The sequence below is a fragment of the Cupriavidus sp. MEYA8 genome (genome assembly GCF_059278825.1).
On sequence record NZ_CM181222.1, the window covers coordinates 1404701 to 1429792 of the forward strand.

The 25092-nt window shown below is 69.7% G+C and carries 22 protein-coding genes; 10 read left to right on the forward strand and 12 right to left on the reverse strand.

Annotated features, from left to right (window positions below; translation table 11 throughout):
* Positions 1-7: 7 nt before the first annotated feature.
* The 6 genes from AC5WJ1_RS23575 to AC5WJ1_RS23600 all read right to left on the reverse strand — a co-directional run bounded on the left by AC5WJ1_RS23575 (position 8) and on the right by AC5WJ1_RS23600 (position 6134).
* On the reverse strand, positions 8-1282 hold the full coding sequence (locus AC5WJ1_RS23575; protein ID WP_135703177.1) for an O-acetylhomoserine aminocarboxypropyltransferase/cysteine synthase family protein: 1275 nt from the start codon (positions 1280-1282) through the stop codon (positions 8-10).
* Positions 1283-1485: 203 nt separating this feature from the next.
* Positions 1486-2454 carry a TauD/TfdA dioxygenase family protein gene (locus AC5WJ1_RS23580; RefSeq protein ID WP_135703176.1) on the reverse strand — a complete coding sequence of 323 codons (969 nt, stop codon included), beginning with the start codon at positions 2452-2454 and terminating at the stop codon, positions 1486-1488.
* Between the two features lie 45 nt (positions 2455-2499).
* Positions 2500-3288 carry an ABC transporter ATP-binding protein gene (locus AC5WJ1_RS23585; protein WP_135703973.1) on the reverse strand — a complete coding sequence of 263 codons (789 nt, stop codon included), beginning with the start codon at positions 3286-3288 and terminating at the stop codon, positions 2500-2502.
* A gap of 36 nt (positions 3289-3324) precedes the next feature.
* Complete coding sequence (locus AC5WJ1_RS23590; RefSeq protein ID WP_135703175.1) at positions 3325-4122, reverse strand: ABC transporter permease; 798 nt, start codon at positions 4120-4122, stop codon at positions 3325-3327.
* Between the two features lie 13 nt (positions 4123-4135).
* The gene (locus tag AC5WJ1_RS23595; protein ID WP_135703174.1) at positions 4136-4975 is read right to left on the reverse strand and encodes an ABC transporter permease; all 840 of its coding nucleotides are present in this window, start codon (positions 4973-4975) and stop codon (positions 4136-4138) included.
* A gap of 4 nt (positions 4976-4979) precedes the next feature.
* On the reverse strand, positions 4980-6134 hold the full coding sequence (locus AC5WJ1_RS23600) for an ABC transporter substrate-binding protein (RefSeq protein ID WP_240745837.1): 1155 nt from the start codon (positions 6132-6134) through the stop codon (positions 4980-4982).
* Between the two features lie 271 nt (positions 6135-6405).
* On the opposite strand from AC5WJ1_RS23600, the gene AC5WJ1_RS23605 reads away from it, so the two are divergent.
* From AC5WJ1_RS23605 to AC5WJ1_RS23625, 5 genes are all read left to right on the forward strand, one after another.
* On the forward strand, positions 6406-7332 hold the full coding sequence (locus tag AC5WJ1_RS23605; RefSeq protein WP_135703173.1) for a TauD/TfdA dioxygenase family protein: 927 nt from the start codon (positions 6406-6408) through the stop codon (positions 7330-7332).
* 78 nt (positions 7333-7410) lie between these two features.
* The gene (locus AC5WJ1_RS23610; RefSeq protein ID WP_135703172.1) at positions 7411-8421 is read left to right on the forward strand and encodes an ABC transporter substrate-binding protein; all 1011 of its coding nucleotides are present in this window, start codon (positions 7411-7413) and stop codon (positions 8419-8421) included.
* Between the two features lie 2 nt (positions 8422-8423).
* The gene (locus AC5WJ1_RS23615; protein WP_135703171.1) at positions 8424-9275 is read left to right on the forward strand and encodes an ABC transporter ATP-binding protein; all 852 of its coding nucleotides are present in this window, start codon (positions 8424-8426) and stop codon (positions 9273-9275) included.
* Between the two features lie 32 nt (positions 9276-9307).
* Positions 9308-10219 carry an ABC transporter permease gene (locus AC5WJ1_RS23620; RefSeq protein ID WP_133095886.1) on the forward strand — a complete coding sequence of 304 codons (912 nt, stop codon included), beginning with the start codon at positions 9308-9310 and terminating at the stop codon, positions 10217-10219.
* A 55-nt stretch (positions 10220-10274) separates the two neighbouring features.
* Positions 10275-11045 carry a class I SAM-dependent methyltransferase gene (locus AC5WJ1_RS23625; RefSeq protein WP_133095885.1) on the forward strand — a complete coding sequence of 257 codons (771 nt, stop codon included), beginning with the start codon at positions 10275-10277 and terminating at the stop codon, positions 11043-11045.
* Positions 11046-11056: 11 nt separating this feature from the next.
* Here the strand turns inward: AC5WJ1_RS23625 and AC5WJ1_RS23630 are convergent, their stop codons facing one another.
* Together AC5WJ1_RS23630 and AC5WJ1_RS23635 are read right to left on the reverse strand one after the other, a co-directional pair.
* Complete coding sequence (locus AC5WJ1_RS23630) at positions 11057-11416, reverse strand: helix-turn-helix domain-containing protein (RefSeq protein WP_133095884.1); 360 nt, start codon at positions 11414-11416, stop codon at positions 11057-11059.
* Between the two features lie 212 nt (positions 11417-11628).
* A complete protein-coding gene (locus AC5WJ1_RS23635) occupies positions 11629-11862 on the reverse strand; it encodes an IclR family transcriptional regulator (protein ID WP_195430021.1) in 234 nt (77 codons plus the stop codon).
* A gap of 506 nt (positions 11863-12368) precedes the next feature.
* Here AC5WJ1_RS23635 and AC5WJ1_RS23640 point away from each other — a divergent pair.
* Positions 12369-13607, forward strand: coding sequence for a GGDEF domain-containing protein (locus tag AC5WJ1_RS23640; protein WP_135703971.1), 1239 nt, complete (start codon positions 12369-12371; stop codon positions 13605-13607).
* A 100-nt stretch (positions 13608-13707) separates the two neighbouring features.
* On the forward strand, positions 13708-14964 hold the full coding sequence (locus tag AC5WJ1_RS23645; protein ID WP_494476589.1) for an Hsp70 family protein: 1257 nt from the start codon (positions 13708-13710) through the stop codon (positions 14962-14964).
* 35 nt (positions 14965-14999) lie between these two features.
* On the opposite strand, the gene AC5WJ1_RS23650 is transcribed toward AC5WJ1_RS23645, so the two are convergent.
* The 4 genes from AC5WJ1_RS23650 to AC5WJ1_RS23665 form a co-directional block, all read right to left on the reverse strand.
* The gene (locus tag AC5WJ1_RS23650) at positions 15000-15680 is read right to left on the reverse strand and encodes a phosphorylase (protein WP_133095881.1); all 681 of its coding nucleotides are present in this window, start codon (positions 15678-15680) and stop codon (positions 15000-15002) included.
* Positions 15677-17743 carry a squalene--hopene cyclase gene (gene shc / locus AC5WJ1_RS23655; protein ID WP_135703168.1) on the reverse strand — a complete coding sequence of 689 codons (2067 nt, stop codon included), beginning with the start codon at positions 17741-17743 and terminating at the stop codon, positions 15677-15679. Before shc ends, AC5WJ1_RS23650 begins: the two co-directional genes overlap by 4 nt.
* An 88-nt stretch (positions 17744-17831) precedes the next feature.
* Positions 17832-18704 (reverse strand): presqualene diphosphate synthase HpnD, encoded by an 873-nt coding sequence (gene hpnD, locus AC5WJ1_RS23660; RefSeq protein ID WP_135703167.1) that lies wholly within the window; start codon positions 18702-18704, stop codon positions 17832-17834.
* Between the two features lie 253 nt (positions 18705-18957).
* Positions 18958-19161 (reverse strand): cold-shock protein, encoded by a 204-nt coding sequence (locus AC5WJ1_RS23665; protein WP_029045406.1) that lies wholly within the window; start codon positions 19159-19161, stop codon positions 18958-18960.
* An 887-nt stretch (positions 19162-20048) separates the two neighbouring features.
* Between AC5WJ1_RS23665 and AC5WJ1_RS23670 the strand changes: the two genes are divergently transcribed.
* From AC5WJ1_RS23670 to AC5WJ1_RS23680, 3 genes are read left to right on the forward strand one after another with little or no spacing between them, the layout of a single operon-like run.
* The gene (locus AC5WJ1_RS23670) at positions 20049-20777 is read left to right on the forward strand and encodes a response regulator transcription factor (protein WP_135703166.1); all 729 of its coding nucleotides are present in this window, start codon (positions 20049-20051) and stop codon (positions 20775-20777) included.
* Positions 20770-22473: a FecR family protein gene (locus AC5WJ1_RS23675; protein WP_135703165.1), complete on the forward strand. Its 1704-nt coding sequence runs from the start codon at positions 20770-20772 to the stop codon at positions 22471-22473. The genes AC5WJ1_RS23670 and AC5WJ1_RS23675 overlap by 8 nt, the downstream gene beginning before the upstream one ends.
* Positions 22388-24937 (forward strand): CHASE2 domain-containing protein, encoded by a 2550-nt coding sequence (locus AC5WJ1_RS23680; protein ID WP_135703164.1) that lies wholly within the window; start codon positions 22388-22390, stop codon positions 24935-24937. Before AC5WJ1_RS23675 ends, AC5WJ1_RS23680 begins: the two co-directional genes overlap by 86 nt.
* Positions 24938-25092: the final 155 nt, after the last annotated feature.

Sequence of the window (25092 nt, forward strand, 5' to 3'; positions counted from 1 at the left end):
CCTGCGCTTACGCTGCCGCCAGCGCGCGCTCCAGGTCCTCGATCAGGTCATCGATATGCTCGATGCCCACCGACAGCCGCACCATATCCTCGCTGACGCCAGCCGCCTTCAGCTCCTCGGGGTTGAGCTGGCGATGCGTGGTCGATGCCGGATGCGTGGCCAGCGACTTGGCATCGCCGATATTGACCAGCCGCGTGAACAGTTGCAGCGCATCCAGGAAACGCGCCCCGCCTTCGCGGCCGCCCTGCTTCAGGCCGAACGACAGGATGCCGGGACCGCGGCCGCCCAGGTACTTCTGCACCAGTGCGTGGTCCGCATGGTCGGGCAGGCCGGCAAAGTTGACCCATTCCACCTTCGGGTGCTGCTGCAGGTGGCGTGCGATCGCCAGCGCGTTTTCGGTGATGCGGTCCAGCCGCAGCGCAAGCGTCTCGATGCCTTGCAGGATCAGGAAGGCGTTGAACGGCGACAGCGCCGCGCCGGTATTGCGCAGCGGCACCACGCGCGCGCGGCCGATATAGGCCGCCGGCCCCAGCGCCTCGGTGTAGACCACGCCGTGGTACGACACGTCCGGCTCGTTCAGGCGCCGGAAGCGCGCCTTGTGCTGGGCCCACGGGAACTTGCCGCTGTCGACGATGGCGCCGCCGACGCTGTTGCCGTGCCCGCCCAGGTACTTGGTCAGCGAATGCACGACGATATCGGCGCCATGCTCGAACGGCCGGCACAGGTAGGGCGAGGGCACGGTGTTGTCGACGATCAGCGGCACGCCGTGGTTGTGCGCCACGCGCGCGATCGCCTCGATGTCGACCACGTTGCCGAGCGGGTTGCCAACCGACTCGACGAACACGGCCTTGGTGCGCTCGTCGATCAGGTCGCCGAAGCTCGACGGGTTGCGGCCGTCGGCGAAGCGGGTCTCGATGCCAGACTGCGGCAGCGTGTGCGCCAGCAGGTTGTAAGTGCCGCCGTACAGCTGGCTCGACGAAACGATGTTGTCGCCGGCCTCAGCGATGGTCTGGATCGCGTAGGTGACCGCGGCCATGCCCGATGCCAGCGCAAGCGCGCCCACGCCGCCCTCGAGCGCGGCCAGGCGCTGCTCGAGCACGTCGTTGGTCGGGTTCATGATGCGGCTGTAGATGTTGCCCGCGACCTTCAGGTCGAACAGGTCGGCGCCATGCTGCGCATTGTCGAAGGCGTAGGCCACCGTCTGGTAGATCGGCACCGCCACCGCGCGGGTGGTCGGATCGGGCGAGTAGCCGCCATGGACGGCCAAAGTTTCGAGTCTCATGTTCTTCTCTGGGTTGTGTGCCGGACATGCCTGGCGGCGCCGCGCACGCAAATGCGCGCCGCCGGGCCGAGCGATGGTACCAGCCGGCCGCTGCACCGCCCAGGCGTTCGGGCGCTATGGTCACGGACGGCACCCAGCGAGGCAAGGAACCTTATTGCATTTGGATATGCGGCCTGCGCGAGCGTGCCGGCCGCTGGCACTACTCACGCCGCGCGCTGCGCGGCTGCGTCGGCGTGATCTGCAGGCTGATTGGCCGGGGCCGTGTCGTCGCGGCGCACGCCGGCCTTGACCGCCACGCTGTGGCGCCCGTCCACGCTGACCGGCACCGCGCCCACCACGGTGGCGCGGCGCACCACGCGCTTGGCGTCGCCGTAGTCGTTGATGGCGTAATGCTGCGTGGCGCGGTTGTCCCAGATCGCGACGTCGCCCGCGCGCCAGCGCCAGCGCACCGTGTTCTCGAGCCGGTGCACGTGGCCCTGCAGCACCGATACCAGGTGCGCCGAATCGACCGACGAATAGCCGAGCAGCTTCTTGACGAAGTGCCCCAATACCAGCGTGCGCTCGCCGGACTCGGGATGCACGCGCACCACCGGATGCTCGGTTTCATAGAGCGCGGAGGTGAACACCTCGCGATAGCGCTTCAGCCCCTCGCTGCTGGCCTTCACCCGCGTGGCCGCGTAGTCGTAGTCGTTGGTGTGCAGCGCCCACAGCTTGTCGGCCAGCTCGCGCAGGGGCTCGGGCAGGTCCTGGTACGCCGCGGCGGTGTTGGCCCACACGGTGTCGCCGCCGAACGCGGGAACGGTCACCGCGCGCAGCACCGACACCGCAGGGTAGGCCAGGTCGAAGGTCACGTCGGTATGCCAGGAGTTGGCGCGGCCGCCGTGCTCGGAATCGAGTTCGAGCAGTTGCGTGCCGTCGCGCGAGGGCACGGTCGGATGCGGCACCAGTTCGCCGAACAGCGCGGCAAAGCGCTGCTGTGCGCTGTCGTCGAGGTGGACCTGGTCGCGGAAGAACAGCACCTTGTGCTGCAGCAGCGCGGCGCGGATGGCGGCGAAGGTCTCGGCAGGCAGGTCGCCATGCAGGGCGACGCCGCGCACTTCGGCGCCGATGCGGCCGGCCACCGGGTGGATATCGAGCTGAACTGCCTGGTCTTGCTGGATTGCTTGGGTCATTGCTGGGCTCCGGGAAAATGCGGGTGGGTCATCGTTCGAATGCGGTCAGGCGGGTTCGGCAATGGCTTCGGCGGCGATAGCCTGTCCGGCGAATTCCTGCAGCACGGCATCGCGCACGCGTGAAAACGGCTGCCCGGCGCGCTCGCGCGGATGCGGCAGGCCGACCGGCACGATGCGGCGGATTCGGCCGGGCCGCGGCTCCATCACCACCACGCGGTCGCCGAGATACACGGCTTCCTCGACGTCATGCGTGACCAGGATCATGGTGATGCCCTCGGCCTGCCAGATGCGGTGCAGCTCCTGCTGCAGGTAGGTGCGCGTCATCGCGTCGAGCGCGCCGAACGGTTCGTCCAGCAGCAGGATTTCGGGTCGCGTCACCAGCGCACGCGCGATCGCCACGCGCTGCGACATGCCGCCCGAGAGCTGGTGCGGATACGCATGCTCGAAGCCACGCAGCCCGACCAGCGCGATATGCTCGGCGACATTGCGGTCCTTTTCCGCCGCGCTGCCCGGCGTGTTCAGCAGCGCCAGCCGGATGTTCTGCTCCGCCGTCAGCCACGGGAACAGCCGGTGCTCCTGGAACACGATGCCGCGCTGCAGGCTGGTGCCGGCCACGCGCTTGCCATCGAGCAGGATCTCGCCGCGATAGTCTTCTTCCAGCCCCACCACCAGCCGCAGCAAGGTCGACTTGCCGCAGCCGCTGGCGCCGACGATGCTGAAGAACTCGCCCGGGGCGATGGTCAGCGTGATGTCCTCCAGCACGGGCAGGGTGCGGCCCTTGACCTCGTACTGCTTGTGCAGGTGTGCGATGCTGAGCGTGCCGGCATGCGCCATGTCGTTCTCTCCGGAAATATTGAGCAAGCGTCGGGCTCAGCCCGCCGCCACCGAGCTGCCGCGCCACGCGAGCAGCCGTCGTTCGATGCGGCTGGCGATCCAGTTGAGCGTGAAGCCGACCAGCCCGACCACGATCACGCCGAAGATCACCAGGTCCATCCAGAAGTTCTCGCGGCCGTCGATCATGGTGTTGCCGATGCCCTTGCCCGAGACCAGCAGGTACTCGGCGCCGAGCGTCGCCAGCCACGCATAGATCAGCCCCAGATGGATGCCGGCGAAGATCGACGGCGCCGCCGACGGCAGCACCATGCGCCACAGCACCTGCGCGCGGTTGAAGCTCAGCACGCGCGCCACTTCCAGCAGGTCGGCGGGCACCGCGCGGATGCCTTCGAAGGTGTTGAGCACCACCGGAAAGAATGCCGCCAGCGACAGGAACACCACCTTGGCGGTATCGCCCAGCCCGAACCACACCGAGATCAGCGGAATCCATGCGAACAGCGAGATCTGCTTGACGGTATGGAAGCTCGGGCCGACCAGCCGCTCGAACAGCCGCGACAGCCCCAGCGCAGCGCCGAACACCAGCCCCGCGCTTGCGCCGATCGCAAAGCCGGCCACGTCGCGCCACAGGCTGGCCGACAGCGAGACAAGGAGCGCGCCGCTCTGCAGCTGGCGCACGGCGGTGTCCCATACGGCGGAGACCGGCACCAGCAGCGGGGATGTGGTCCAGTGGAAGCGCACGGCAGCCCACCACAGCGCCACCAGCACCAGCGGCAGGATCCAGCCGCGCAGCGCGCGCGGCACGGCAAGACGGGAATGCCTGGCGGATACGGTCATTGGTGGCCTCCGTTCAGAATCCGGGCTTGCGCCAGCGCAGCACCGCGCCCTCGGCCAGCGCCAGAACCTTGTCAAGCGCGAAGCCGATCACGCCCACCACTACCACCGCGGCAAGCACCATGTCGAGCTGGAACAGCTGGCGGCCGTAGACGATCATGTAGCCCAGCCCCTCGGACGAAGCCAGCAGCTCCACCACCACCAGCGCCAGCCAGGCGTGCGTGAGGCCGTAGCGCACGCCGTTCCACACCGGTGCCGCCGCTGCGGGCAGCACCACGCGCGCGAGCGTCTGCCAGCGCGTCAGCTGCAGCACGCGCGCCACTTCCAGGTAGCGCACCGGCACGCTGCCGATGCCCTTGTACGTGTTCAGCGCCACGGGCACGAACGCCGCCTTGGCGATCAGGATGACCTTGAGCGCTTCGTCGATGCCGACCAGCAGCATCAGCAGCGGCAGCCAGCCCAGCACCGGCACCTGGCTGAAGGCCTTGAAGGTCGGGTACACGTAGTCGCGCAGCGTCGGCGACAGGCCCATCGCCGCGCCCAGCGCGAGTCCGCCGAGCAGTCCCACGCCGAAGCCGCCGGCCACGCGCAGCGCGCTGATGGCAAGGTTGGCCTGCAGTTCACCGCTGGTCCACAGCCCGGCCAGCGTGTGTGCCACGTCTTCCGGCGCGGGCAGCACCTGCGGCGGAATCCAGGCATGGCGCGATGCCACGTACCAGAGCAGCAGCAGTGTCAGCGGCACCGGCCAGGCCAGCAGCCAGCGCGTGGCATTGCGCCAGTTCAGGGCCTTGCGCAATGGGGCCGCACGCGAGGCACCGTGCTGTGCGGCGGGCAGCGAGAGTTCGGCGACGGACATGGCATCAGGCTCCCAGGATCTTGCCGTTGGGCTGGTACACGGGCCAGTAGGACTGCAGGCTCAGGTCGTTGAGCGCGGCCTTGAGAAAGCGCTGGTCGATCCACTGGTCGACGTCGAAGCGCGCGCGGCTCAGGCGGAAGCGATAGGCCTGCTCGACCGCGTCCTTGTAGCGGCTCACCAGGAAGGGATCGAAGTTTGGGTTCAGGCGCACGCGCAGCGGCTCGCCGTCGAAGTCTTCCTTCCAGTGCTCGTACGGCGTGCCTGCACGCGCCCAGGTGCGCAGCACCTCTTCGCGATGGCTTTCGTCGGAGGCCCAGCGCGCGGCTTCGACCGCGGTCTTCACCAGGTGCTGGGTGGCCTCGGGATAGAGGCTGGCGAAATCGTCGGTCACCAGCACGTGGCTCTGGCGCGTGTAGATCGGGGACTGGTTCTTGCTCGAATAGAGGATGCGCACCGCGCCCTTGTCGCGCAGGCGCAGGATGTCCATGGCGCCGATGGCCGCATCGATGTCCTTGGTGGACAGCGCCGCGAGGTAGCCCGCGGTGTCGAGATTCAGCAGGCGCAGGTCCCTGTCGGTGAGGCCGTTGGCCTCCAGCAGGCGCAGCGCCGGCAGATGCATGTTGGTGCCCTTGAACAGCGACACGCGCTTGCCGCGCAGGTCGGCCAGCGTCTTCAGCGGCGAGTCGGGCGGCACGCCGACATAGATGTTGGCGCGCACACCGGTGGCAAGCACCAGCCGCGTCTTCAGCCCGGCGGCGCGGCCGACGAGCGACGGCAGGTCGCCCTGCAGCGCGAAATCGAGCTGGCGGTTGGCCAGCGCCTCGTTGACCGCGGGGCCTGCGCCCTTGAAGAAGAACCACTCGACGCGCGTGCCGGTGGGCTTGAACGATTCCTCCAGCCAGCCGCGTGCATGCGCAATCGCGAGCGAGCTGCCGGCGAAGCTGGGCGGCGTGCCGGTGGCCGGCTGCGCCACGCCGATGCGGATCACGTCTGGACGCGCCGACGGACTCGCGCTGAACGCGGACAGCGGCGACAGCGATGCGGCCAGGCCAAGGCCTGACCATGCCGCACCGCGCAGCAGGTCGCGGCGGCTCAATCGGGATGGCAGTGCATCGGCACCGCGGAATCCGGCGGCGGAACGGGGGCGCTGGGTCTTCATCGTGCAGACCTTCTCGAAGTGGAGGACGGCTCAACGATAAGCGGCGCCGTGCGCGGACCTGAACGAATGATTCCGGCATTGGATATCGGGTCGGCGTATATGGGATGCGCTCTTTCGCGCGCGCAGGGCAATGTGCAGACATGGATATGCGATAAGCGGATAAGCCCCAGCGATTTGATTCGTTGACCCTGCTTGCCCCGTCTCTCTACAGTGCAAGCTTGCACGCGGCACCCGTTGCCGCGCAGGCTTCCCCCGAATTGCCAGAGCTGCCATGACGACCGCAACCGCCTACACCATAGTTTCGCGCCAGCAGAGCGCACTGCATTCCGCCGCGATCGATGCCGGCCAGGATTTCGAGATCCGCGCGCTGGACGCGCCGCTGGGCGCGGAGGTGCTCGGCCTCGACCTGTCCCGCCCACTGTCCGACAGCGATTTCGCGCGCATCCATCGCGCCCACCTCGACTACCACGTAGTGGTGTTCCGCGACCAGCGGATCACCCCGGCGCAGCAGATCAGCTTCAGCCGCCGCTTCGGGCCGCTGCAGATCCACGTGCTGCACCAGTTCCAGCTACCCGGCCATCCCGAAGTGCTGGTGGTGTCCAACGTGGTCGAGAACGGCAAGCCGATCGGACTCGGCGATGCCGGCCACTTCTGGCATTCGGACCTGTCGTACAAGGAGAAGCCGAGCCTGGGTTCGCTGTTGCATGCGCGCGAGCTGCCCGCCGAAGGCGGCGATACGCTGTTCGCCAACATGCACCTGGCATGGGATACCTTGCCCGCGGAACTTCAGCGCACTGTCGACGGCCTGTACGCCGAGCACACCTACCTGGCGCGCTATGCCGAACTGCAGCAGCGCAGCCCGTGGCGTCCCAACCTGATGCCCGAGCAGATCGCGCAGGTCAGGCCGGTATTGCAGCCGGTGGTGCGCACCCATCCCGAAACCGGCAGGAAGGCGCTCTTCGTCAGCGAGCACTTCACCACGCGCATCGCGGGCCTGCCCGAGGACGAAAGCCGCGACCTGCTCAAGCAGCTGTTCGCGCACAGCGTCAAGCCTGAGCACGTGTACCGCCACCAATGGCAGCCGCATGACCTGGTGTTCTGGGACAACCGCTCGCTGCTGCATCTGGCCGCGGGCTGTCCGGACCACCTGCGGCGCGTGATGTACCGCACCACCATCGAAGGCGACGTGCCGCGCTGACGCGGCGATCGCTTCGCCATGCATCCCGGACTCACGCATGTCGCGTGCGTCCCTTCCCTGATTTCCCGGAGTCCATTCATGTTCCAACGGTTTTCCCGCAAGCTGGGCCTGCTCGCGCTGAGCGCCGGCCTGGCGATTTCCGGTGCCGCGCACGCCGAAGGCAAGCTGCGCATCGCCGAGCAGTTCGGCGTGGTCTACCTGCTGCTCAACGTGGCGCGCGACCAGCAGCTGATCGAGAAGCACGGCAGGCAGCAGGGCATCGACGTCAAGGTCGAATGGACCCAGCTTTCCGGTGGCGCCGCGGTCAACGATGCGCTGCTGTCCGGCGCGATCGATATCGCCGGTGCCGGCGTCGGTCCGCTGCTGACGCTGTGGGACCGCACCCATGGCAAGCAGAACGTGCGCGGCGTGGCGTCGCTGGGCAATTTCCCGTACTACCTTGTGAGCAACAACCCCAAGGTGAAGACCATTGCCGATTTCACCGAGAAGGACCGCATCGCCTTGCCGGCGGTGGGCGTGTCGGTGCAGTCGCGCGTGCTGCAGCTGGCAGCGGCGAAGCAATGGGGCGACAAGGAGTACAACCGGCTCGACAAGTGGACCGTGGCGGTGCCGCATCCCGACGCCGCTGCCGCGATCATCTCGGGCGGCACGGAAATCACCGGTCATTTCGGCAACCCGCCGTTCCAGGAGCAGGAACTGGCCGGCAATCCGAACGCACGCATCGTGCTGAGTTCGTACGACGTGCTGGGCGGGCCGAGCTCGTCGACGGTGCTGTACGCGACCGAGAAGTTCCGCAACGACAATCCGAAGACCTACCGCGCGTTCGTCGATGCGCTGGCTGAAGCGGCTGCCTACGCCACCGCCAATCCCGAGGCCGCCGCCGATATCTACCTGCGCCAGGCCAAGGCAAAGACCGACCGCGCGCTGCTGGTGCGCGTGCTGAAGAACCCGCAGGTGCAGTTCAAGGTGGCGCCGCAGAACACCTTTGCGCTGGCCTCGTTCATGCACCGCGTGGGCGCGATCCGCAACCAGCCCAAGTCCTGGCAGGATTATTTCTTCCAGGACCCGGTCACCGCGCAGGGAAGCTGATCATGGCCACGCACAGCCTGCGCGTGGTGTCCGACCGCGCCGCGCCGCTGCTACCGCCGTTGCTTCAGATTGACGGCGTGTCGCTCGAGTACCGCACGCCCGAGCGCATCGTGCGCGCCACGCACCGGGTCAGCTTCGACGTGCATGCGGGCGACCGCTTCGTGCTGCTGGGGCCGTCCGGCTGCGGCAAGTCGACGCTGCTCAAGGCGGTGGCCGGCTTCGTCGCGCCCGCCGAGGGTGAGATCCGCCTGGAAGGCCAGCGCGTGCAGCAGCCCGGGCCGGACCGCATCGTCGTGTTCCAGGAGTTCGACCAGCTGCCGCCGTGGAAGACCGTGGTGCAGAACGTGATATTCCCGCTGCGGCAGGCGCGCGGCCTGTCGCGCGCCGAAGCGCGCGAGCGCGCGCTGGACAGCCTGGAGAAGGTCGGCCTCGCTGATTTCGCCGATGCCTACCCGCATACGCTGTCGGGCGGCATGAAGCAGCGCGTGGCGATCGCGCGGGCGCTGGCGATGCGGCCCAAGGTGCTGCTGATGGACGAGCCCTTTGCCGCGCTCGACGCGCTGACGCGCCGGCGCATGCAGGAAGAACTGCTGGCGCTGTGGGACGACGCGGGTTTCACGCTGCTGTTCGTCACGCATTCGATCGAAGAGGCGCTGGTGGTGGGCAGCCGCATCCTGCTGCTGTCGCCGCACCCGGGCCGCGTACGCGCCGAACTGAACAGCCACCAGTTCAGCCTGGCCAGCCAGGGTGGCACGGAATTCCAGGCCGCCGCGCAACGCATCCACACCATGCTGTTCGGCGAGCCCGCCGCCGACGCGCAGCCGCTGCGCGCGCGCAGCGCCGCGGGCCGCTAGCGAGCCTTACTGCGGAAAGGGAAAGAAGCATCATGACGCAATCCACCCTGGCGCTCCCCGAGTCGCCCGAACTCCGTCCCGACTTCCGGCCGCTGGTGCGCCCGGCATACGAGCGCGACATCGAACCCTTCACCGAAGCGCCGCTGGCGCGCGCGCTGCCGTGGCAGCAACGGCTGTGGCAGTACGGCTGGCTGCGCAAGGCCGTGATCCTTCTGGCGCTGGCACTGGTGTGGGAAATCGTGGCACGCGTGCAGGACAACGACCTGCTGCTGCCGACGTTCCTGGCGACCCTGCGCGCCTTCGTCCAGGATGTGGCCAGCGGCGAACTGCCGGGCAAAGCGGCGGTGTCGCTGTCGGTGCTGCTGCGCGGCTATGCCGCGGGCATCGTGCTGGCGTTCGTGCTCACGTCGCTGGCGGTATCGACGCGCTTCGGCCGCGATGTGCTGGACACGCTCACCGCCATGTTCAATCCGCTGCCGGCGATCGCGCTGCTGCCGCTGGCGCTGCTGTGGTTCGGGCTGGGCACCAGGAGCCTGGTGTTCGTGCTGGTCCACTCGGTGCTGTGGCCGCTGGCGCTGAACATGTACGCCGGCTTCCAGGCGGTGCCGCAGACATTGCGCATGGCCGGGCGCAACTATGGCCTGCGCGGGCCGCGCTATGTCGCGCTGGTGCTGGTGCCTGCCGCGCTGCCGGCGATCCTGTCGGGGCTGAAGATCGGCTGGGCCTTTGCCTGGCGCACGCTGATCGCGGCCGAGCTGGTGTTCGGCGCGTCGTCGGGCGAGGGCGGCCTGGGCTGGTTCATTTTCCAGAACCGCAACGAGCTTTATACGGACCGCGTGTTCGCGGGCCTGGCGGCGGTGATCCTGATCGGCCTGCTGGTGGAGGGGCTGGTCTTCACCACGCTGGAGCGGCTGACCGTACGACGCTGGGGCATGCAGCACTAGCCGCGCGGGGACTTCGGGCGTAGCCTACGGCACCGTAAAGCCAACCGGAGCCGCCATGACCGCCATCCACCAGGCCGCCGCACAGGGATTCGCCAGCCAGGCCGATGCCTACGCGCGCGGACGCCCCGAATATCCTGAAGCCATCGATGGCTGGCTGCGCGCCACGCTCGGGCTGGGCCCGGGCCGCACCGTGCTGGACCTGGGTGCCGGTACCGGCAAATTTACGCGCCGGCTGGCCGACACCGGTGCAGCGGTGATCGCGGTCGAGCCGGTGGCGCAGATGCGCGCGCAGCTCGCCGGTGCGCTGCCGGCCGTGCGGGCGCTCGCGGGCAGCGCCGAAGCGATTCCCTTGCCCGATGCCAGCGCAGACGCAGTGGTCTGCGCGCAGGCGTTCCACTGGTTTGCCAACGACCGCGCCATCGCCGGGATCCGCCGCGTGCTGCGGCCGGGCGGCCGGCTGGGGCTGGTCTGGAACGTACGCGATGAAAGCGTGGACTGGGTCGCGCAGCTGACCGCCATCATGACGCCCTACGAGGGCGACGCGCCGCGCTTCTACAAGGGCGACTGGAAGCGGGTCTTTCCCGCCGAGGGCTTCGGCCCCATGGCGCTGCACAGCCTGCCATACACGCACGCGGGCCCGCCGCAGCAAGTGATCGTCGACCGGGTGATGTCGGTGAGCTTCATTGCCTCGCTGCCCGGCACGGAGCAGGAGCGCGTGCGCGCCGCGCTGCAGGCTGTCATCGATGGCCACCCGGCGCTTGCCGGACGGCAGGAAGTCGCGTTTCCCTATCGCACCGAAGCCTATAGCTGCGAACGCCTGGCCTGAGCCGCGCCGCGCTACATCGTCGCGTGCCGGACCCAGAACGCCGGGCCGCGGCGTGCGGCGTCACTGAACTCCGGCGGCGGGCCGGTGCGGCCGGCGCACGGGCGCGGCGCAATCTGTTCCCAGATGTGCAGCATCGCCATGACCTTGGGCAGGGCCTTGACGCCGGTGGGCGTGGGCAGCCAGTTGGGGCTGCCCACGCTGAACAGCGGCGTGCCGAGCACGGCCTCGAGGCTGCGGATCTGGTAAAGGAGTCTCTGGGTCTGTATGCCCAGCGCTTGCGCGGCGCGGGCGGTGTCGCGGTGCTGCATCAGTGCGACGAAGGCGCGCAACGACAGGAAGCTGACGCGCCTGTTGTTGACAAGGTATGCCATGGATGTGCCATTGCCGGGACGGGCACTTGCGGCGCGCTGGGGCACCGTTGCGCGGCGGGGAGGCGATGCACCCCGGGTGCGCGGCCTGTTGCCGGCGGATCGAAGTTAACCGATCGTAGCGGCGCACGCACGGGGGTAGGGCGGTGAAGCTTCCGAGTTAAGGTGGGGAATGGTCCCGGTCAGATGGTCACAGATGGCGATGCCGGTGCGCTTCAGTGCATCGGCAAATGGCCGATCGCCGTCAGCGCCTGCATCACCTCGGGCGACAGGCGGCGTTCGCGGCACGGCACGCCGGCGGTCTCCAGCGTGGTCCACAAGTCGGCATCGCCGGTGACGATGCGTTGCCGCAGGTGCGCCAGGTATGCGTACTCCGCGGATGTCAGCGGGCGCGGTGCGCTGCGCAGGTCATCCAGGATGGCGCCAAGCGAGAGGGCGGGAACGGTCATACCAGGGTCGGGAATAGCAGGGCGGGTCATTGATGCAGTATTGACGCGAGATTCTTGCGCGGTCGGCGCGGTAGGCAACGCATGATTTTATCCAGCCGGTGCAGTGCCTGCTTAACCAAATGCAACCAACTTTGACCTCAATTCCGCTTGCACGCGAGCGAGTGGCGATTGCGTGGTGGCAATGTGGCGCATGCTGAGGCTGGTGGGGCGCGCAAGCCGCTTGCGCGCGAGTGGTTGCCGTTAGAGGCATCCTTCAACGCGGTCTGGGTGTTGCATAAAAACGCCAGTGGGATCTATCCATGCGACGCCGCGCAGCGGCGCCGGCACCACAACCGGCCCGTCATGCACGCCCCCGGCTAGACGGGGGTGCCAACTGCCAGCGCACGCGGGCTATCATGCTCGTTTGCCGAGCGCCGCCGGCCTGCCGCGGCGTATCTTGACTGTCCCTTGGCCCCAGTCCCGCCCATCGATTGACGGCAAGGCGGACCGCCTCCTTGAGGATTCCCGTGCACCTGGACCAGCAGACCATTGCGGTCGTGATGATGGTGTTTTTCTGCAGCACGCTGGTGATCGCGGCGGGGCTGGTGTTCGCGCTGCGCGCGAGCGAGGCGGGACGCCTGTGGGCATCGGGGCACGTGCTGGCATCCGGCGCGGGCCTGGCGCTGGCGTTGAGCGCGGCCACAGGCACCATCCACCTTGGCACGTTAGGGGCGGGTGCCTTCGTCATCGGCTGGCTGCTGATCTACCGCGGGGTGCGCGTCTATTACGGCGTACCGGCGTACCCGGGCGCGCTGGCCAGTGCCGCCACCATCGTGCTGGCCACCCTGGTGGCCGTTGGTGGCCTGCCCGGCGGGCCTCAGCTGGTGCTGCGCGTGGTCTACGGCGTGCTGGCGCTGTTGTCGCTGGCCACCTTTGCCACGCTGGCGCGCGCCGGGCGCGGGCGGCGCAGCATCGGAGCCCCGCTGGTGCTGGTTGCCAGCCTGGTGCAACTGGCCACGCAGCTGGCCGGCTTTGACCATGCGATGCGGCTGGCCGGCGCCGATGCGCAGCCGATGATCCTGTTCTTCGCCGGCCCCGCCGGCTCGGCCTGGATGCTGGCGCCGCTGATCGCCACGCTGCTGGGCCTGTTCGGCTTCACCGTGATGGCAATGGAGCAGATCGTCGCGCACAACGAGAGCGGCGCGCGCGTCGATGCGCTGACCGGCCTGCTCAACCGCGGCGCGCTGGAGATGTCGGCGCTGCAGCTGGTGGCGCGCTGGCAGCGCGACGGGCTGCCGCTGTCCTGCCTGGTGATCGACATCGACTACTTCAAGCAGGTCAACGATACCTTCGGCCACCATGCCGGCGATGCGGTGCTGCGCGAAGTGGCGCACGCGCTGGACAACTCGCGCCGCGCCTCCGACGTGGCCGGGCGCTATGGCGGCGAGGAGTTCTGCATCCTGTGCCCGCACACCGACGAGCAGCAGGCGTCGGCGCTGGCCAACCGCATCCTGCGCAAGGTGCGCGCGATCGCGCTGCCGGGCGCGCAGGGCTTTGCCAGCGTCAGCATCGGCGTGGCCCAGCTGCGCGGCGGCCCGGGCAGTAAGGAAGGCCTGTGGCGCGCGCTGTTCGCCGATGCCGACCGCGCGCTGTACTGCGCCAAGGAGCACGGGCGTGACCGCTATGTGCTGGCCTCGTCGATGGCCGCGCCGGTGCCGGGCCACGCCCCGCCGATGCTGGAGCCTGCCGCCGACCCCGTCGCCTGAAATCGCGGGGCCGCCGCGCGCCTGCCCTACAATGGCGCCCCCGCCCGGACTCGCGTCCAGCGGCAACTGATGTGGTGTCTTGCAGGAAAATCTGGAATCAATGATGTCAAACGCATGCGGCCTGGACTTCGGCACGTCCAACTCAACCGTCGGCTGGAGCCGGCCCGACCGCCCCGCGGCGCTGCTGCCGCTGGAAGACGGCAAGGTGACGCTGCCGTCGGTGATCTTCTTTCACGCCGAGGATCCGCTGGTCAGCTATGGCCGCGCCGCGCTCGGCGACTACCTGGCCGGCTATGAAGGGCGGCTGATGCGCTCGCTCAAGAGCCTGCTCGGCACCTCGATGATGGACGACAGCACCGAGGTGATGGGGCAGGCCATGCCGTTCCGCAAGCTGCTGGCGCATTTCATCCGCGAGCTGAAGGCCCGCGCCGAGCAGGCCGGCGGCACCACCTTTACCCACGCGGTGCTGGGCCGCCCGGTGTTCTTCATTGACGAGGACCCGGCCGCCGACCGGCTCGCCGAAGAGACGCTGGCCGAGATCGCGCGCGACGCCGGCTTTGCCGAGATCGCGTTCCAGTACGAGCCGATCGCCGCGGCGTTCGACTACGAAGCCGGCATTTCGCGCGAGGAGCTGGTGCTGGTGGCCGATATCGGCGGTGGCACCTCGGACTTCTCGCTGGTGCGCCTGTCGCCCGAACGCGCCCGCAAGACCGACCGCAGGGGAGACATCCTTGCCAACGGTGGCGTGCATATCGGCGGCACCGACTTCGACCGCGCGCTCAGCCTGGCGCGCGCCATGCCGCTGCTTGGGCTGGGCAGCCAGCTGCGCAACGGCAAGGCGATGCCGTCGAGCCAGTACTTCGACCTGGCCAGCTGGCACACCATCAACTACGTCTACACGCGCAAGGCCTGGTCGGTGGTGATGGACAACTACCGCGATGCTGCCGACACCGTCAGCCTCGACCGCCTGGTGCGGCTGATCCGCGAGCGTGCCGGCCACTGGCTGGCGATCCAGGTGGAAGGCGCCAAGATCGCGCTGTCGGATGCGGCCAGCACCGAGGTCGACCTGCACCGGCTGGAGCAGGGGCTGATGCTGACGATCACGCGCGACGAATTCGATGCGTCGATCGACAAGCTGGTCGCCAGGACCGAGAAGACGGTCCAGCAACTGCTGGTTGACGCGGGCGTGGACGGCAACGGCGTCAATACCATCTTCTTCACTGGCGGTTCCAGCAGCGTGCCGTTGCTGCGCCAGCGGCTGGCGGCACTGCTGCCGCAGGCGCGCCGCGTCGAAGGCGACCGATTCGGCAGCATCGGCAGCGGGCTGGCGCTGGATGCGGTGAGGAAGTTCGGCTGAGGAAATCCGGGCGACGTTCGGCTCGACCGGCCCGCCTACTGCTGCAGCACGTCGCGCAACGCAAAGCCGTCGCCCACCGCCAGCCTGGCCGCCCGCAGCGCGCCACGCGCCGCGGCGGCATCGCCCGCCAGCCGCAGCAGCGCCGGCAATTGCCACGGCGCGCGCAGCAGCCCGCCCAGCACCGCCGCCACATCGGTCTTGCCGCCTTCCCCCATCCCTGCCGCCGCCGCGGCCGGCACGGCGCGGCTGGCCGGGTCGATGACCACGCGGCAAGCCGCGAACGGCAGCCGGCAGGCGGCGGCCATGCGCGCGGCGAGATGCGATTCCATGTCGACGCACAGCGCGCCGCTGGCCTGCCGCAGCGCGTGTTTTGCGGCGACGTCGAGCACCGGCTCTTCCGTGCCGGCGATGGGGCCGACCCGGGCATGCGGCAGCGCCGCGTGCAGCGCATGGGTCCAGTCCGGCGCGGTGTCGTAGCGTTCGCCGGGCGCGCGGATCTCATCGGCAATGACCAGGTCGCCGGGCGCCAGCGCCGGGTCCAGCCCGCCGGCGACGCCGAAGCTGACGATGCCCCGGCACGCGCGGCTGGCCATGGCCGACACCTCCTGCTCCAGCGCGACGCCGCGCAGCCCGTGCACCACGCGGCAATGCGGGCCGGCGGCGATGCCGGCCTCGAAATCCATGCCGGTGACGACCATGACGAAGGGCGCGTTCACAGGCCCCACGCCACGCGGCCCTCAGCGACACCCTCACCGCCACCGCCACCGTCACCGCCGCGCCGCAGGTTGCGGTAGCGCGCCAGCGCCCACAGCGGGAAATAGCGCGCGTATCCGTGGTAGCGCAGGTAGAACACGCGCGGGAAACCCACGGCGGTGAAGCGCGGCTCGTGCCAGAGCCCGCCTTCCTGCGGCGGGCGCTGCGTGCGCAGCAGGTAGCCGATGCCGCGCGCGACCGCCGGGTGTTGCACGGCGCCGGCCGCCATCAGCGCCAGCAAGGCCCAGGCAGTCTGCGATGCCACGCTGGGCGCGGCCTCATAGCCGCGGTAGTCGAGCCGGTAGCTGGCGCCGTCTTCGCCCCAGCCGCCGTCGTCGTTCTGGATTCCGGCCAGCCAGTCGGCGGCGCGCCGCACCGCGGGCGCGTCGGGCCCCAGGCCGGCCGCATTCAGCGCGCACAGCGCGCTCCAGGTGCCGTAGATGTAGTTGGTGCCCCAGCGGCCGAACCAGCTGCCATCCGGCAGCTGCTCGGCCAGCAGGTAGCGCAGCGCGCGCGCGGCGGGCTCGCTGCTGGCGGGCGTGGCGCCGGTCTGGCACAGCATCGACAGGCAGCGCGCCGAGACATCCGCGGTGGGCGGGTCCAGCAGTGCGCCGTGGTCGGCGAAGGGGATGTTGTTCAGGTACAGGTGCGTGTTCTCGGGCTCGAACGCACCCCAGCCGCCGTTGCCGCTCTGCATGCCGACGATCCATTCGGCCGCGCGTGCCACGGCTTCGTCGTAGCGGCCGGGCGTGGCGTGTTCGCGCATGTAGCGGTCCATCGCCGCCGCCACCACGGCGGTGTCGTCGACATCCGGGTAATGCGCGTTGGCGTACTGGAAGGCCCATCCACCCGGGCGCACCCGCGGGCGGCGCACGCTCCAGTCGCCGCGCACGTCCAGCACCTGCAGCGGCTTGAGCCAGTCCAGCGCGCGCCCCACGGCCGCGGCCGCGCGCGCCTCTCCGGTCTCGAGCAGCGCTTGCGCGGCCAGCGCGGTGTCCCACACCGGCGACAGGCAGGGCTGGCAGTAGGCCTCGTCGCCATGCTCGACCAGCAGCCGCTCGACCGAGTGCCGGGCCACCGCGCGCGCGGGATCGTCGGCCGGCACGCCCAGCACGTCGAACATCATCACGCTGTTGGCCATCGCCGGAAAGATCGCGCCGAGCCCGTCCTCGCCATTCAGCCGCTCGCGCACGAACCTTTGCGCCGCGGCGATGGCGCGCCGGCGCAGCACGCGCGGGAACGCCGGCTCGGCCACGCGCAGCAGCGCGTCGAGCCCGCGGAACAGGTTGTACCAGCCGGCGTGCTGGTGCGGCGCGCGCGGCGCGAGGCCGACGCTGCGGCGCGGGTTGGAGAAGAGTTCGTCGATGCCGATCCCGCGCGGGTTGCGCGCGCGCGGGCGCAGGCTGTTCAGCACCAGCAGCGGCACGATCACCGTGCGCGCCCAGTAAGAGACCTTGGACAGGTGGAACGGGAACCAGCGCGGCAGCAGCATGATTTCCACGGGCATCATCGGCACCGCCGACCACGGCATCACGCCGTACAGCGCCAGCAGCGTGCGCGTAAACACGTTGCTGGCCTCGGCGCCGCCCATGGCATGGATGGCCTGGCGCGCGCGCGCCATGTGCGGCGCCTGCGGATCGTCGCCCGCCATCTTCAGCGCGAAGTAGGCCTTGACGCTGGCGCTGATGTCCGCCTTGCCGTCATGGAACAGCGGCCAGCCGCCATCGGCGTTCTGGATGCGGCGCAGGTAGCGCGCGATGCGCGCTTCGAGCGCCAGGTCGGGCGCCTCGCCCAGGTAATGCACCAGCAGCACGTATTCGGCCGGGATGGTGGCGTCGGCTTCCAGCTCGTAGACCCAGTGGCCATCGGGGCGCTGCTGGTGCAGCAGCGCATCGACCGCGAGGCCGATGCCGTGGTCGAGCTCCTGTGCGGCAGATCGCTGGGCGAAAGCAGGGGCGAACGCCGGATCGGCGGCGACCCGGACAGGCGGGGCTGTCGTGCCCAAGGCGGTCTCGTTGATCGACATGCGGACTCCTTGTGCCGGCGCGGGCGGGATGATCCGCGCCCGGCCTCGGCTTGCATCGGCTTACATCGCCGGCAACGGCATGCGGCGCTCAGCCAATGGCGTGGCGCAGCATGATCCAGAGCAACTGCGCGCGCGGCAGGCGCACGCGCTGGCGCGGTGCCCGCCAGCCCTGCATGCGCAGGCGCGCGAGGATGCGGTGGTAGACGTCGGCCATGATGCGCGGCGAGCGCACCAGCCGTGCCGGGCAGCGCGCCATGATGGCGTCGGCCTGGTCGTAGTGCGCCTGCGCTTCCAGGGCCAGCGCCGCGCAAGCCTGGCCGATTGCCGCGTGCGCGACCACGGCCTGCGGCGTGGCGCCCGCGGCATCGATGCCGGCGGCGGCCAGCGCCTCGGCCGGCAGGTAGAGGCGGCCGATGGCGGCATCCTCGTCGATGTCGCGCAGGATGTTGGTCAGCTGCAGCGCTCGCCCCAGGTGGTGCGCCAGCGCGATGCCGCACGACGTTTCCAGGCCGAACACGCGCACCGCCAGCCGCCCCACCGCGCTCGCCACGCGGTCGCAATACAGGTCGAGGGTGGCGGCGTCGGGGGCGCGGATGTCCTGCACCACGTCCATGGTCATGCCGTCGATGACGGCGAGGAAATCCTGCTGCTGCAGGTCGAAGGCGCGGATCTGCACGGCCAGCGGCTGCAGCGCCGCGGGCGGGCTGCCCGCGTAGCAGGCGGCGATGTCGCTGCGCCAGGCATCGAGCCCTGCCAGGCGCTCCGCATGCGGAGCGTTGCCGTCGGCGATGTCGTCGACCGCGCGGCAAAACGCGTAGATCTCGAACATGGCCTGGCGCTGGTGCGCCGGCAGGATGCGCAGTGCGGCATGGAAGGAACTGCCGGCAGAGGCGGCGGCTCCCGCGCTGGAGCCGGCCACGGCGGCGGGGGTGTCTTGCGTTGCGATCTGAGTACCGGCCACGTAACTCCTCGACACGCTGCATACCTTCCCGCGCTTCGCACGCAACGGTGTGCGCGCCCATGCGCGGGCGGTGGTTGTGGGTCGGGCGATTATAGCAACATCAACCCTGGCATCGCGGCGCCCTGGCCGGCGGCAGGGAGGCGGCAGCGCATTGCCGGCGCGCAAAAGAAAAGCCCCGCGCCGGAGCTGCGGGGCTTGCTGGCCGGCGCGGCGTCGCGAGACGCCGCGGGACCGGGCCGGTCCTAAACCGGTATCAGACGGCCTGAATCTTGGTGGCTTGCTCGCCCTTCTGGCCCATGGCCTTGACGTAGCGCACCTTCTGGCCTTCCTTCAACGACTTGAAGCCCGAGCCTTCGATTGCGGAGAAGTGCGCGAACAGATCGTTGCCGCCTGCGTCCGGCGTGATGAAGCCGAAGCCCTTGGCGTCGTTGAACCACTTAACGGTACCGGTTTCCATATCTATCTCAACCTTGGATTTCAAAATGAGCGAAAACGCTCGTTATACACCGTGTGCAACGCAGGCAACGGATTGTTTTGGTTCCGCTGCTGCATCCGTATGACCTCGATATGTCGCTGTCGTGACAACCGAAAACGTCACGGAACAACACACCAAATGACACACCCCAAAGGGCGCTGCACAAGTGGGAATCATTCTGCCGAATTTTCCCGATGTGTCAATCAGGCGAAGCGCCTAATCATGATGAGAGGTTCCGATAGGAGATATTAACGTCTTCTACTTCGCATTCGATTCAGTGAATTCCCTGAGTGTGCTTGCCTGCGCGGGTTGGACTGAATTTCAGACGGGTGCACCTTGAATGCGCGCCGAATGCGGGCTCCTGGTGCGGAAGGTCCGTGTTTCGGTGCATTTGTTTCGCTTTGTTTCAAATGCATTACCACATTCGGGGGATGTTTTTGCCCGTTCGGGTGTGGGCGGCAATAGTTTGGGGCAAATCCGGCGGGAGAAATGCCGCAGCGCTCCATTTCGCAGAACGATTCTCGTGCAACGTATATAGGGTGAACCCCTGCATGCCGCGCCTGAGTGTTCGCGGGCTCTCCCACCGCCGGTCCGCCAGTCCGCCGCCCCCGCTCGCCCGCGATCGTTGCGATTGGCCGGTTTTTCGCCTCGGATCGATGGCCGATCCCGGCATGTTGCGGCATGCCCCTCGTCGGTAGCCTCGACGGCGGGTGTCGCTGTTAGGTAACATTGCGACTTCCGGCTTGCTTCGGCCACGCTTGCCGCGCGATTGACCATGGGCCGCGCCCGCCAGGGTGGATATCAGAGCAGCCGTCAGTATTGCCCGGCGCGCAGTCGCAGTGGCAGTCGCAGTAGGCAGGGGGGAGTGGATGAGAATTGCCTCGGTGGAGGACGATCCGGATCAGGCCGAACTGATCCGGCAGATTTTGGGCGAGGCCGGTTTCGAGTGCGAATCGTTCGCCAATGGCGCCGATTTCCTGCGCGCGCTGCGCGAACGGGCGTTTGACCTGCTGATGGTCGACTGGCAGTTGCCCGGCACCAGCGGCTATGAACTGGTCAGCTGGGTGCGCCAGAAGTCCGGCAACATGCCGCCGATCCTGTTTGTCACCAGCCGTACCGGCGAGGCCGACATCGTCGCCGGCCTGAGCGTCGGCGCCGACGACTACATGCTCAAGCCCATCCGCGCCGGCGAGCTGGTCGCGCGCGTGCGCTCGCTGCTGCGCCGCGCCTATCCCGAGGCCGCGCAGGAAGTCGAGCTGATCCGGCGCGGTAACTACACCGTCGATCCCCATACCCGCGCCATTACCATCGGCAGCCAGCCCGTGCAGCTGTCGCCGCGCGAGTATGAGCTGGCCCTGTTCCTGTTCCGCAATACCGGGCGCCTGCTGGCGCGCGAGGTGGTGGAGCAGGCGGTCTGGGGCCGCGCCATGGGCGCCGGCTCGCGCACGCTCGATACCCATATCTCGCGGCTGCGGCTGAAGCTGGCGTTGCGCCCCGAAAACGGCGTGCGGCTGACGTCGGTGTATTCGCACGGCTATCGCTTTGAGGAAATTTCCGCTGGCGAAGCGGAAGCTGACGAGGCCGCGGCGGATGCGTAAGTGGATTGGCACGGCTGCGCTGGCCTGGTTGGCCGGCGTGGCGGGTCCGGCCCAGGGCGGGCCGGCGGGCGCGGAGGGCGCCGATTTCCTGTACCTGGTGGAGCCGGGCGATACCCTGATCGGGCTGGCCGAGCGCTACATGGCCTCGTCCGATGGCTGGCGCACGCTGCAGCGGCTCAACGGCGTGGCGGATCCCTACCGGCTGGTGCCCGGTTCGCGGCTGCGCATCCCGCTGAGCCAGATCCCCGAGCAGGCCGCGTCGGCGCGCGTGGTCTATGTCAACGGCGAAGTGCGCGCCAACGGCCGTGCGGTGCAGGTGGGCATGTCGCTGGACGAATCGGCACGGATCGAGACCCCGGCGGCCGGCTCGGTCACGCTGGAACTGCCCGATCGCAGCCGCATCACGTTGCCGCCAAATACCACGGTGGCCGTGCGCCGGCTGCGTACGTTCGCGCGCAGCGGCCTGACCGATACCGTGATCCGCATCGACCAGGGCGGCGCCGATACCCGCGTGGCGCCCGAGGGCAGCGGCGTGGGCCGCTTCGAGCTGCATACGCCGATGATGGTCACGGGCGTGCGCGGCACCAGCTACCGGGTTGCGGCCGACGCCGCCGGCAGCCGCAGCGAGGTGCTGGAAGGCCGCGTGGGCATCAGCGCGGCGCGCCAGGCCAGGCCCGTACCCGCCGGTCGCGCCATGACGGCGGCGGCGCAAGTGAGCGCCGGCTACGGCGTCGGCGTGTCCGATCGTGGCCGGCTGTCGCAGCCGGTGGCGCTGTTGCCGGCGCCGGTGTTGCTGCCCCCCGCCGATACCGTGCTGGGCCCGGCCTTCGACGCCGCCTGGCAGCCGGTGCCCGGCGCCAGCGCGTACCGTGTCACGGTGGCGCGCGACGCGGCGCTGACCGAACTGGCCTGGAGCGGCACCACCACCGACACCCGCGCGCGTCCGGAGGGCCTGCCGGAAGGCACGCTCTATCTTGCCGTCAGCGCCATCGACGCCAACCGGCTGACCGGCCTTGCCGCGCAGGCGCCGGTGGCCGTGCGGCTGAACCCGCCAGCGCCGTTCACGCTGCAGCCAGCCGCCGATGCGGTGCGCTATGGCGAGACGGTGGCGTTCGCCTGGGCGGCGGTGCCCGGCGCCGGCAGCTATGAACTGGCCGTGGCCACGGATGCCGGCTTCGCCAGCGAGGTGGCACTGCATCCCGCCGCCGAGCCGGCCAGCGCGCAGCCGCAGGCGCCGGGCCAGTACTGGTGGCGCGTGCGCAGCGTCGACGCCGCGGGCCGGCCCGGTCCCTGGTCGGCGCCGGTCGCCTATCGCGTCGAGCCGCCGGGCCCGGTGCCGTCGATGCAGGACGACGGCAAGACACTGCAGATCGGCTGGCCCGCCGACCGTGGCGCGGGCACCGGCTACCGGGTCCAGTTGTCGGCCGATGCCGGCTTTGCCACGCTGCTGGTGGACCAGCACAGCGAAACCAACGCCATCGAGCTGCCGCGTCCGGCGCCCGGCGTCTACTACGTGCGGGTCGCCCGCGCGGCGCCGGGGACAGCGCCCGACCCGGCGGCCTTCTCCACGCCGCAGCGCATCGAGGTCTTCACCTACCTGATGGACGGCAATGGCGGTGCCATCGGCGCGGGTGGCGGGACAGGTGGCGGCGCGGGTGGCGGGACGGTTGGCGGTGGCCGCATCCGCCTCCACTGAGCCCGCCGCGGCGCCGGAGCCGGACGCGCCGATCGCGCCGGGGCGCGCCTTCGGCCGCCGCACGCTGGCAGAATGGTGCGTGCTGGTCGCGGCGGTGCTGGCGCTGGTGCTGCTGGCCGCGCGCCAGGGCTGGACCGAACGCGCCGACCTGGCCGCCTACGACACCGCCATCGCCGCCCAGCACCATCCCGCCCGCGACGACATCGTCATCGTCGCCATCGACGACGCCAGCATCACCGCCATCGGCCGCTGGCCCTGGCGCCGCGCGGTGCTGGGGCAACTGGTCGAGCGCATTGCCGCCGGCGGCCCGCGCGTGATCGGCGTCGACGTGATCCTGTCCGAGCGCGACACCCGCTATCCGCAGGACGATGCGCTGCTGGCGCGCAGCCTGGCGCAGGCGGGCAATGTGGTGCTGCCGGTGGTGGCCGAACCGAGCACCGGCGGCACCGGCGGCATGCTGGTGCGCTATCCGCTGGCGGGGCTGGGCGCCGCGGTGGGCCATATCAACATGGTGGTCGATACCGACGGCGTGGCGCGCCAGGTCTGGCTGCGCGAAGGGCCGCAGCCGGTCGAGGGCGCCGGCGTGCCGCACCTTGCGGCGGTGATGGCCGGCATGCTGGCAGAACCGGGACGCGCACCGCGCGCGCTCGACAGCTACCGCCACGAAGCCGCTCGCGTCGCCGAAAGCAACGGCTGGCAGCGCAGCGGCCGCCTGCGCATTCCCTACGCCGGCCCGCCCGGCACCTTTGCGCGCGTGTCGGCGCGCGACGTGCTGGAAGGCCGCGTCGATCCCGCGCGCTTTGCCGGCAAGGCGGTGCTGGTCGGCGCCATGGCCACCGGCATGGGCGATGTGCTGCCCACCCCGGTGTCGCGCGACGGCCGCGGCATGAGCGGCGTCGAGATCCTGGCCAATACGCTGCAGGCGCTGACCGACGGCGACGCCATCCTGGCGGTGCCGCGCGGCTGGCAGCTCGCGGGAACGCTGCTGGCGGTGCTGCTGGCGGCGCTGGCCGCGCTGCGTTTGCCGCCGCGTGGCGCGCTGGTCGCCACCGGGCTGCTGCTGGCGGCCCTGCTGGGCGGCTCGCTGGCGCTGCTGGCGTTAGCACGGTTCTGGTTCGCCCCGGCCGCGGCGGCGCTGGGCTGCCTGCTGTTCTACCCGCTGTGGGCGTGGCGCCGCCAGGAAGCGGCGCTGCGCTTCCTGGCCGACGAACTGGCGCGGCTGGAGCGCGAGCCGGGACTGATGCCGGCACCGCACTACACCGGCGCCACGCTGGACAGCCGCATGCGCGCCGTCTATGGTATGAGCGCCAGGCTGCGCGGCATGCGCCGATTCCTCTCCGACGGGGTGGAAAGCCTGCCCGATGCCACCGCCATCTGCGACCTGGCGGGCGGCGTGATGCTGGCCAACCGCCGCTGCGTGGCGCTGGCGCCGGCGGTGCTCGGGAACATGGCCGCGGCAGGCGATTCCGGCCAGCCGCGCCCGCCGATCCGCGACGTGATCGAGGCGCTGTTCCCGGCGCCCGCGCCGGCGCTGGCGTACTGGCACGCGCTGCATGACCGCCATGCCGGGGTCCGGCCGGGGCAGGAGCCCGTGCCCGAGGGCGGCATCGAGGTGGCCGGGCGTGGCGACCGCCGCTACCTGGTGCACGGCGCGCCGCTGCACGGAGAATCCGGCGCGGTGGCGGGGCTGATCGTCAGCGTCACCGACATCACGGCGATCCGCGTGGCCGAGCGCCAGCGCGAGCAGATGCTGCGCTTCCTGTCGCATGACATGCGCTCGCCGCAGGCATCGATCCTGGCGCTGATCGAGCTGCACGAGCGCCGCGCCCGCCGCAATGCCGCCGACATCGCAGACACCGATGACGCCGCCGACACCGACACCGACGACGGCCACCATCGCGCCGCGCACGCCGTGCTGCACCGCATCGCCGCCCACGCGCGCCGCACCATGACGCTGGCCGACGATTTCATCAGCGTGGCGCGCGCCGAGTCGCAGTCGCTCGCCTTTACCGAGGTCGAGCTTGGCGGCCTGGTGCTGGATGCCACCGATCAGCTATGGGCGCTGGCCAATGCCCGCAGCGTATCGCTGCAGGTCGACCTGCCCGACGAGCCCGCCGTGCTGCGTGGCGAGCCCGCGCTGCTGGTGCGGGCCATCGCCAACGTGGTCAGCAACGCGATCAAATTTAGCCCACACGGTGCCGAGGTGGCGGTGACGCTGACGCACGCGCACCAGCATTTCGTGATCGCGGTGCAGGACCACGGCCCCGGCATCGACGAGGCCGACCAGGCGCGGCTGTTCGAGCCCTTCGTGCGCCTGCACGAGGGCCGGCAGGGCGCGCCGGACGGCACGGGGCTGGGCCTGGTGCTGGTGCGCGCGGTGGCCGAGCGGCATGGCGGCAAGGTCACGGTGCAGAGCGCGGCAGGTGCCGGCGCGACATTCCGGATCGCATTGCCGGCGGGTTAAGCGCGGGTCCGCCGACACAATTGTTGCCATTCGATCAGGGCGGAATTGCGTAGCATCGGACCGCCGCTGGAGCCGCATCCGGCGGTTTTTGCGCCCTTGCCAGCTCCCCCAACGGCCTTACTGGCTCGGGCGGTTTTTTTACATGCCATGCAGCC

Coding starts and splice junctions, on each gene's coding strand:
- AC5WJ1_RS23590 (WP_135703175.1), bottom strand. CDS start 4,122: ATGACCGTATCCGCCAGGCATTCCCGTCTTGCCGTGCCGCGCGCGCTG.
- AC5WJ1_RS23595 (WP_135703174.1), bottom strand. CDS start 4,975: ATGTCCGTCGCCGAACTCTCGCTGCCCGCCGCACAGCACGGTGCCTCG.
- AC5WJ1_RS23580 (WP_135703176.1), bottom strand. CDS start 2,454: ATGACCCAAGCAATCCAGCAAGACCAGGCAGTTCAGCTCGATATCCAC.
- AC5WJ1_RS23615 (WP_135703171.1), top strand. CDS start 8,424: ATGGCCACGCACAGCCTGCGCGTGGTGTCCGACCGCGCCGCGCCGCTG.
- shc (WP_135703168.1), bottom strand. CDS start 17,743: ATGTCGATCAACGAGACCGCCTTGGGCACGACAGCCCCGCCTGTCCGG.
- AC5WJ1_RS23635 (WP_195430021.1), bottom strand. CDS start 11,862: ATGACCGTTCCCGCCCTCTCGCTTGGCGCCATCCTGGATGACCTGCGC.
- AC5WJ1_RS23625 (WP_133095885.1), top strand. CDS start 10,275: ATGACCGCCATCCACCAGGCCGCCGCACAGGGATTCGCCAGCCAGGCC.
- AC5WJ1_RS23610 (WP_135703172.1), top strand. CDS start 7,411: ATGTTCCAACGGTTTTCCCGCAAGCTGGGCCTGCTCGCGCTGAGCGCC.
- AC5WJ1_RS23585 (WP_135703973.1), bottom strand. CDS start 3,288: ATGGCGCATGCCGGCACGCTCAGCATCGCACACCTGCACAAGCAGTAC.
- AC5WJ1_RS23680 (WP_135703164.1), top strand. CDS start 22,388: ATGGCGGTGCCATCGGCGCGGGTGGCGGGACAGGTGGCGGCGCGGGTG.
- AC5WJ1_RS23665 (WP_029045406.1), bottom strand. CDS start 19,161: ATGGAAACCGGTACCGTTAAGTGGTTCAACGACGCCAAGGGCTTCGGC.
- AC5WJ1_RS23630 (WP_133095884.1), bottom strand. CDS start 11,416: ATGGCATACCTTGTCAACAACAGGCGCGTCAGCTTCCTGTCGTTGCGC.
- AC5WJ1_RS23620 (WP_133095886.1), top strand. CDS start 9,308: ATGACGCAATCCACCCTGGCGCTCCCCGAGTCGCCCGAACTCCGTCCC.
- AC5WJ1_RS23605 (WP_135703173.1), top strand. CDS start 6,406: ATGACGACCGCAACCGCCTACACCATAGTTTCGCGCCAGCAGAGCGCA.
- AC5WJ1_RS23575 (WP_135703177.1), bottom strand. CDS start 1,282: ATGAGACTCGAAACTTTGGCCGTCCATGGCGGCTACTCGCCCGATCCG.
- AC5WJ1_RS23645 (WP_494476589.1), top strand. CDS start 13,708: ATGATGTCAAACGCATGCGGCCTGGACTTCGGCACGTCCAACTCAACC.
- AC5WJ1_RS23675 (WP_135703165.1), top strand. CDS start 20,770: ATGCGTAAGTGGATTGGCACGGCTGCGCTGGCCTGGTTGGCCGGCGTG.
- AC5WJ1_RS23670 (WP_135703166.1), top strand. CDS start 20,049: ATGAGAATTGCCTCGGTGGAGGACGATCCGGATCAGGCCGAACTGATC.
- AC5WJ1_RS23600 (WP_240745837.1), bottom strand. CDS start 6,134: ATGAAGACCCAGCGCCCCCGTTCCGCCGCCGGATTCCGCGGTGCCGAT.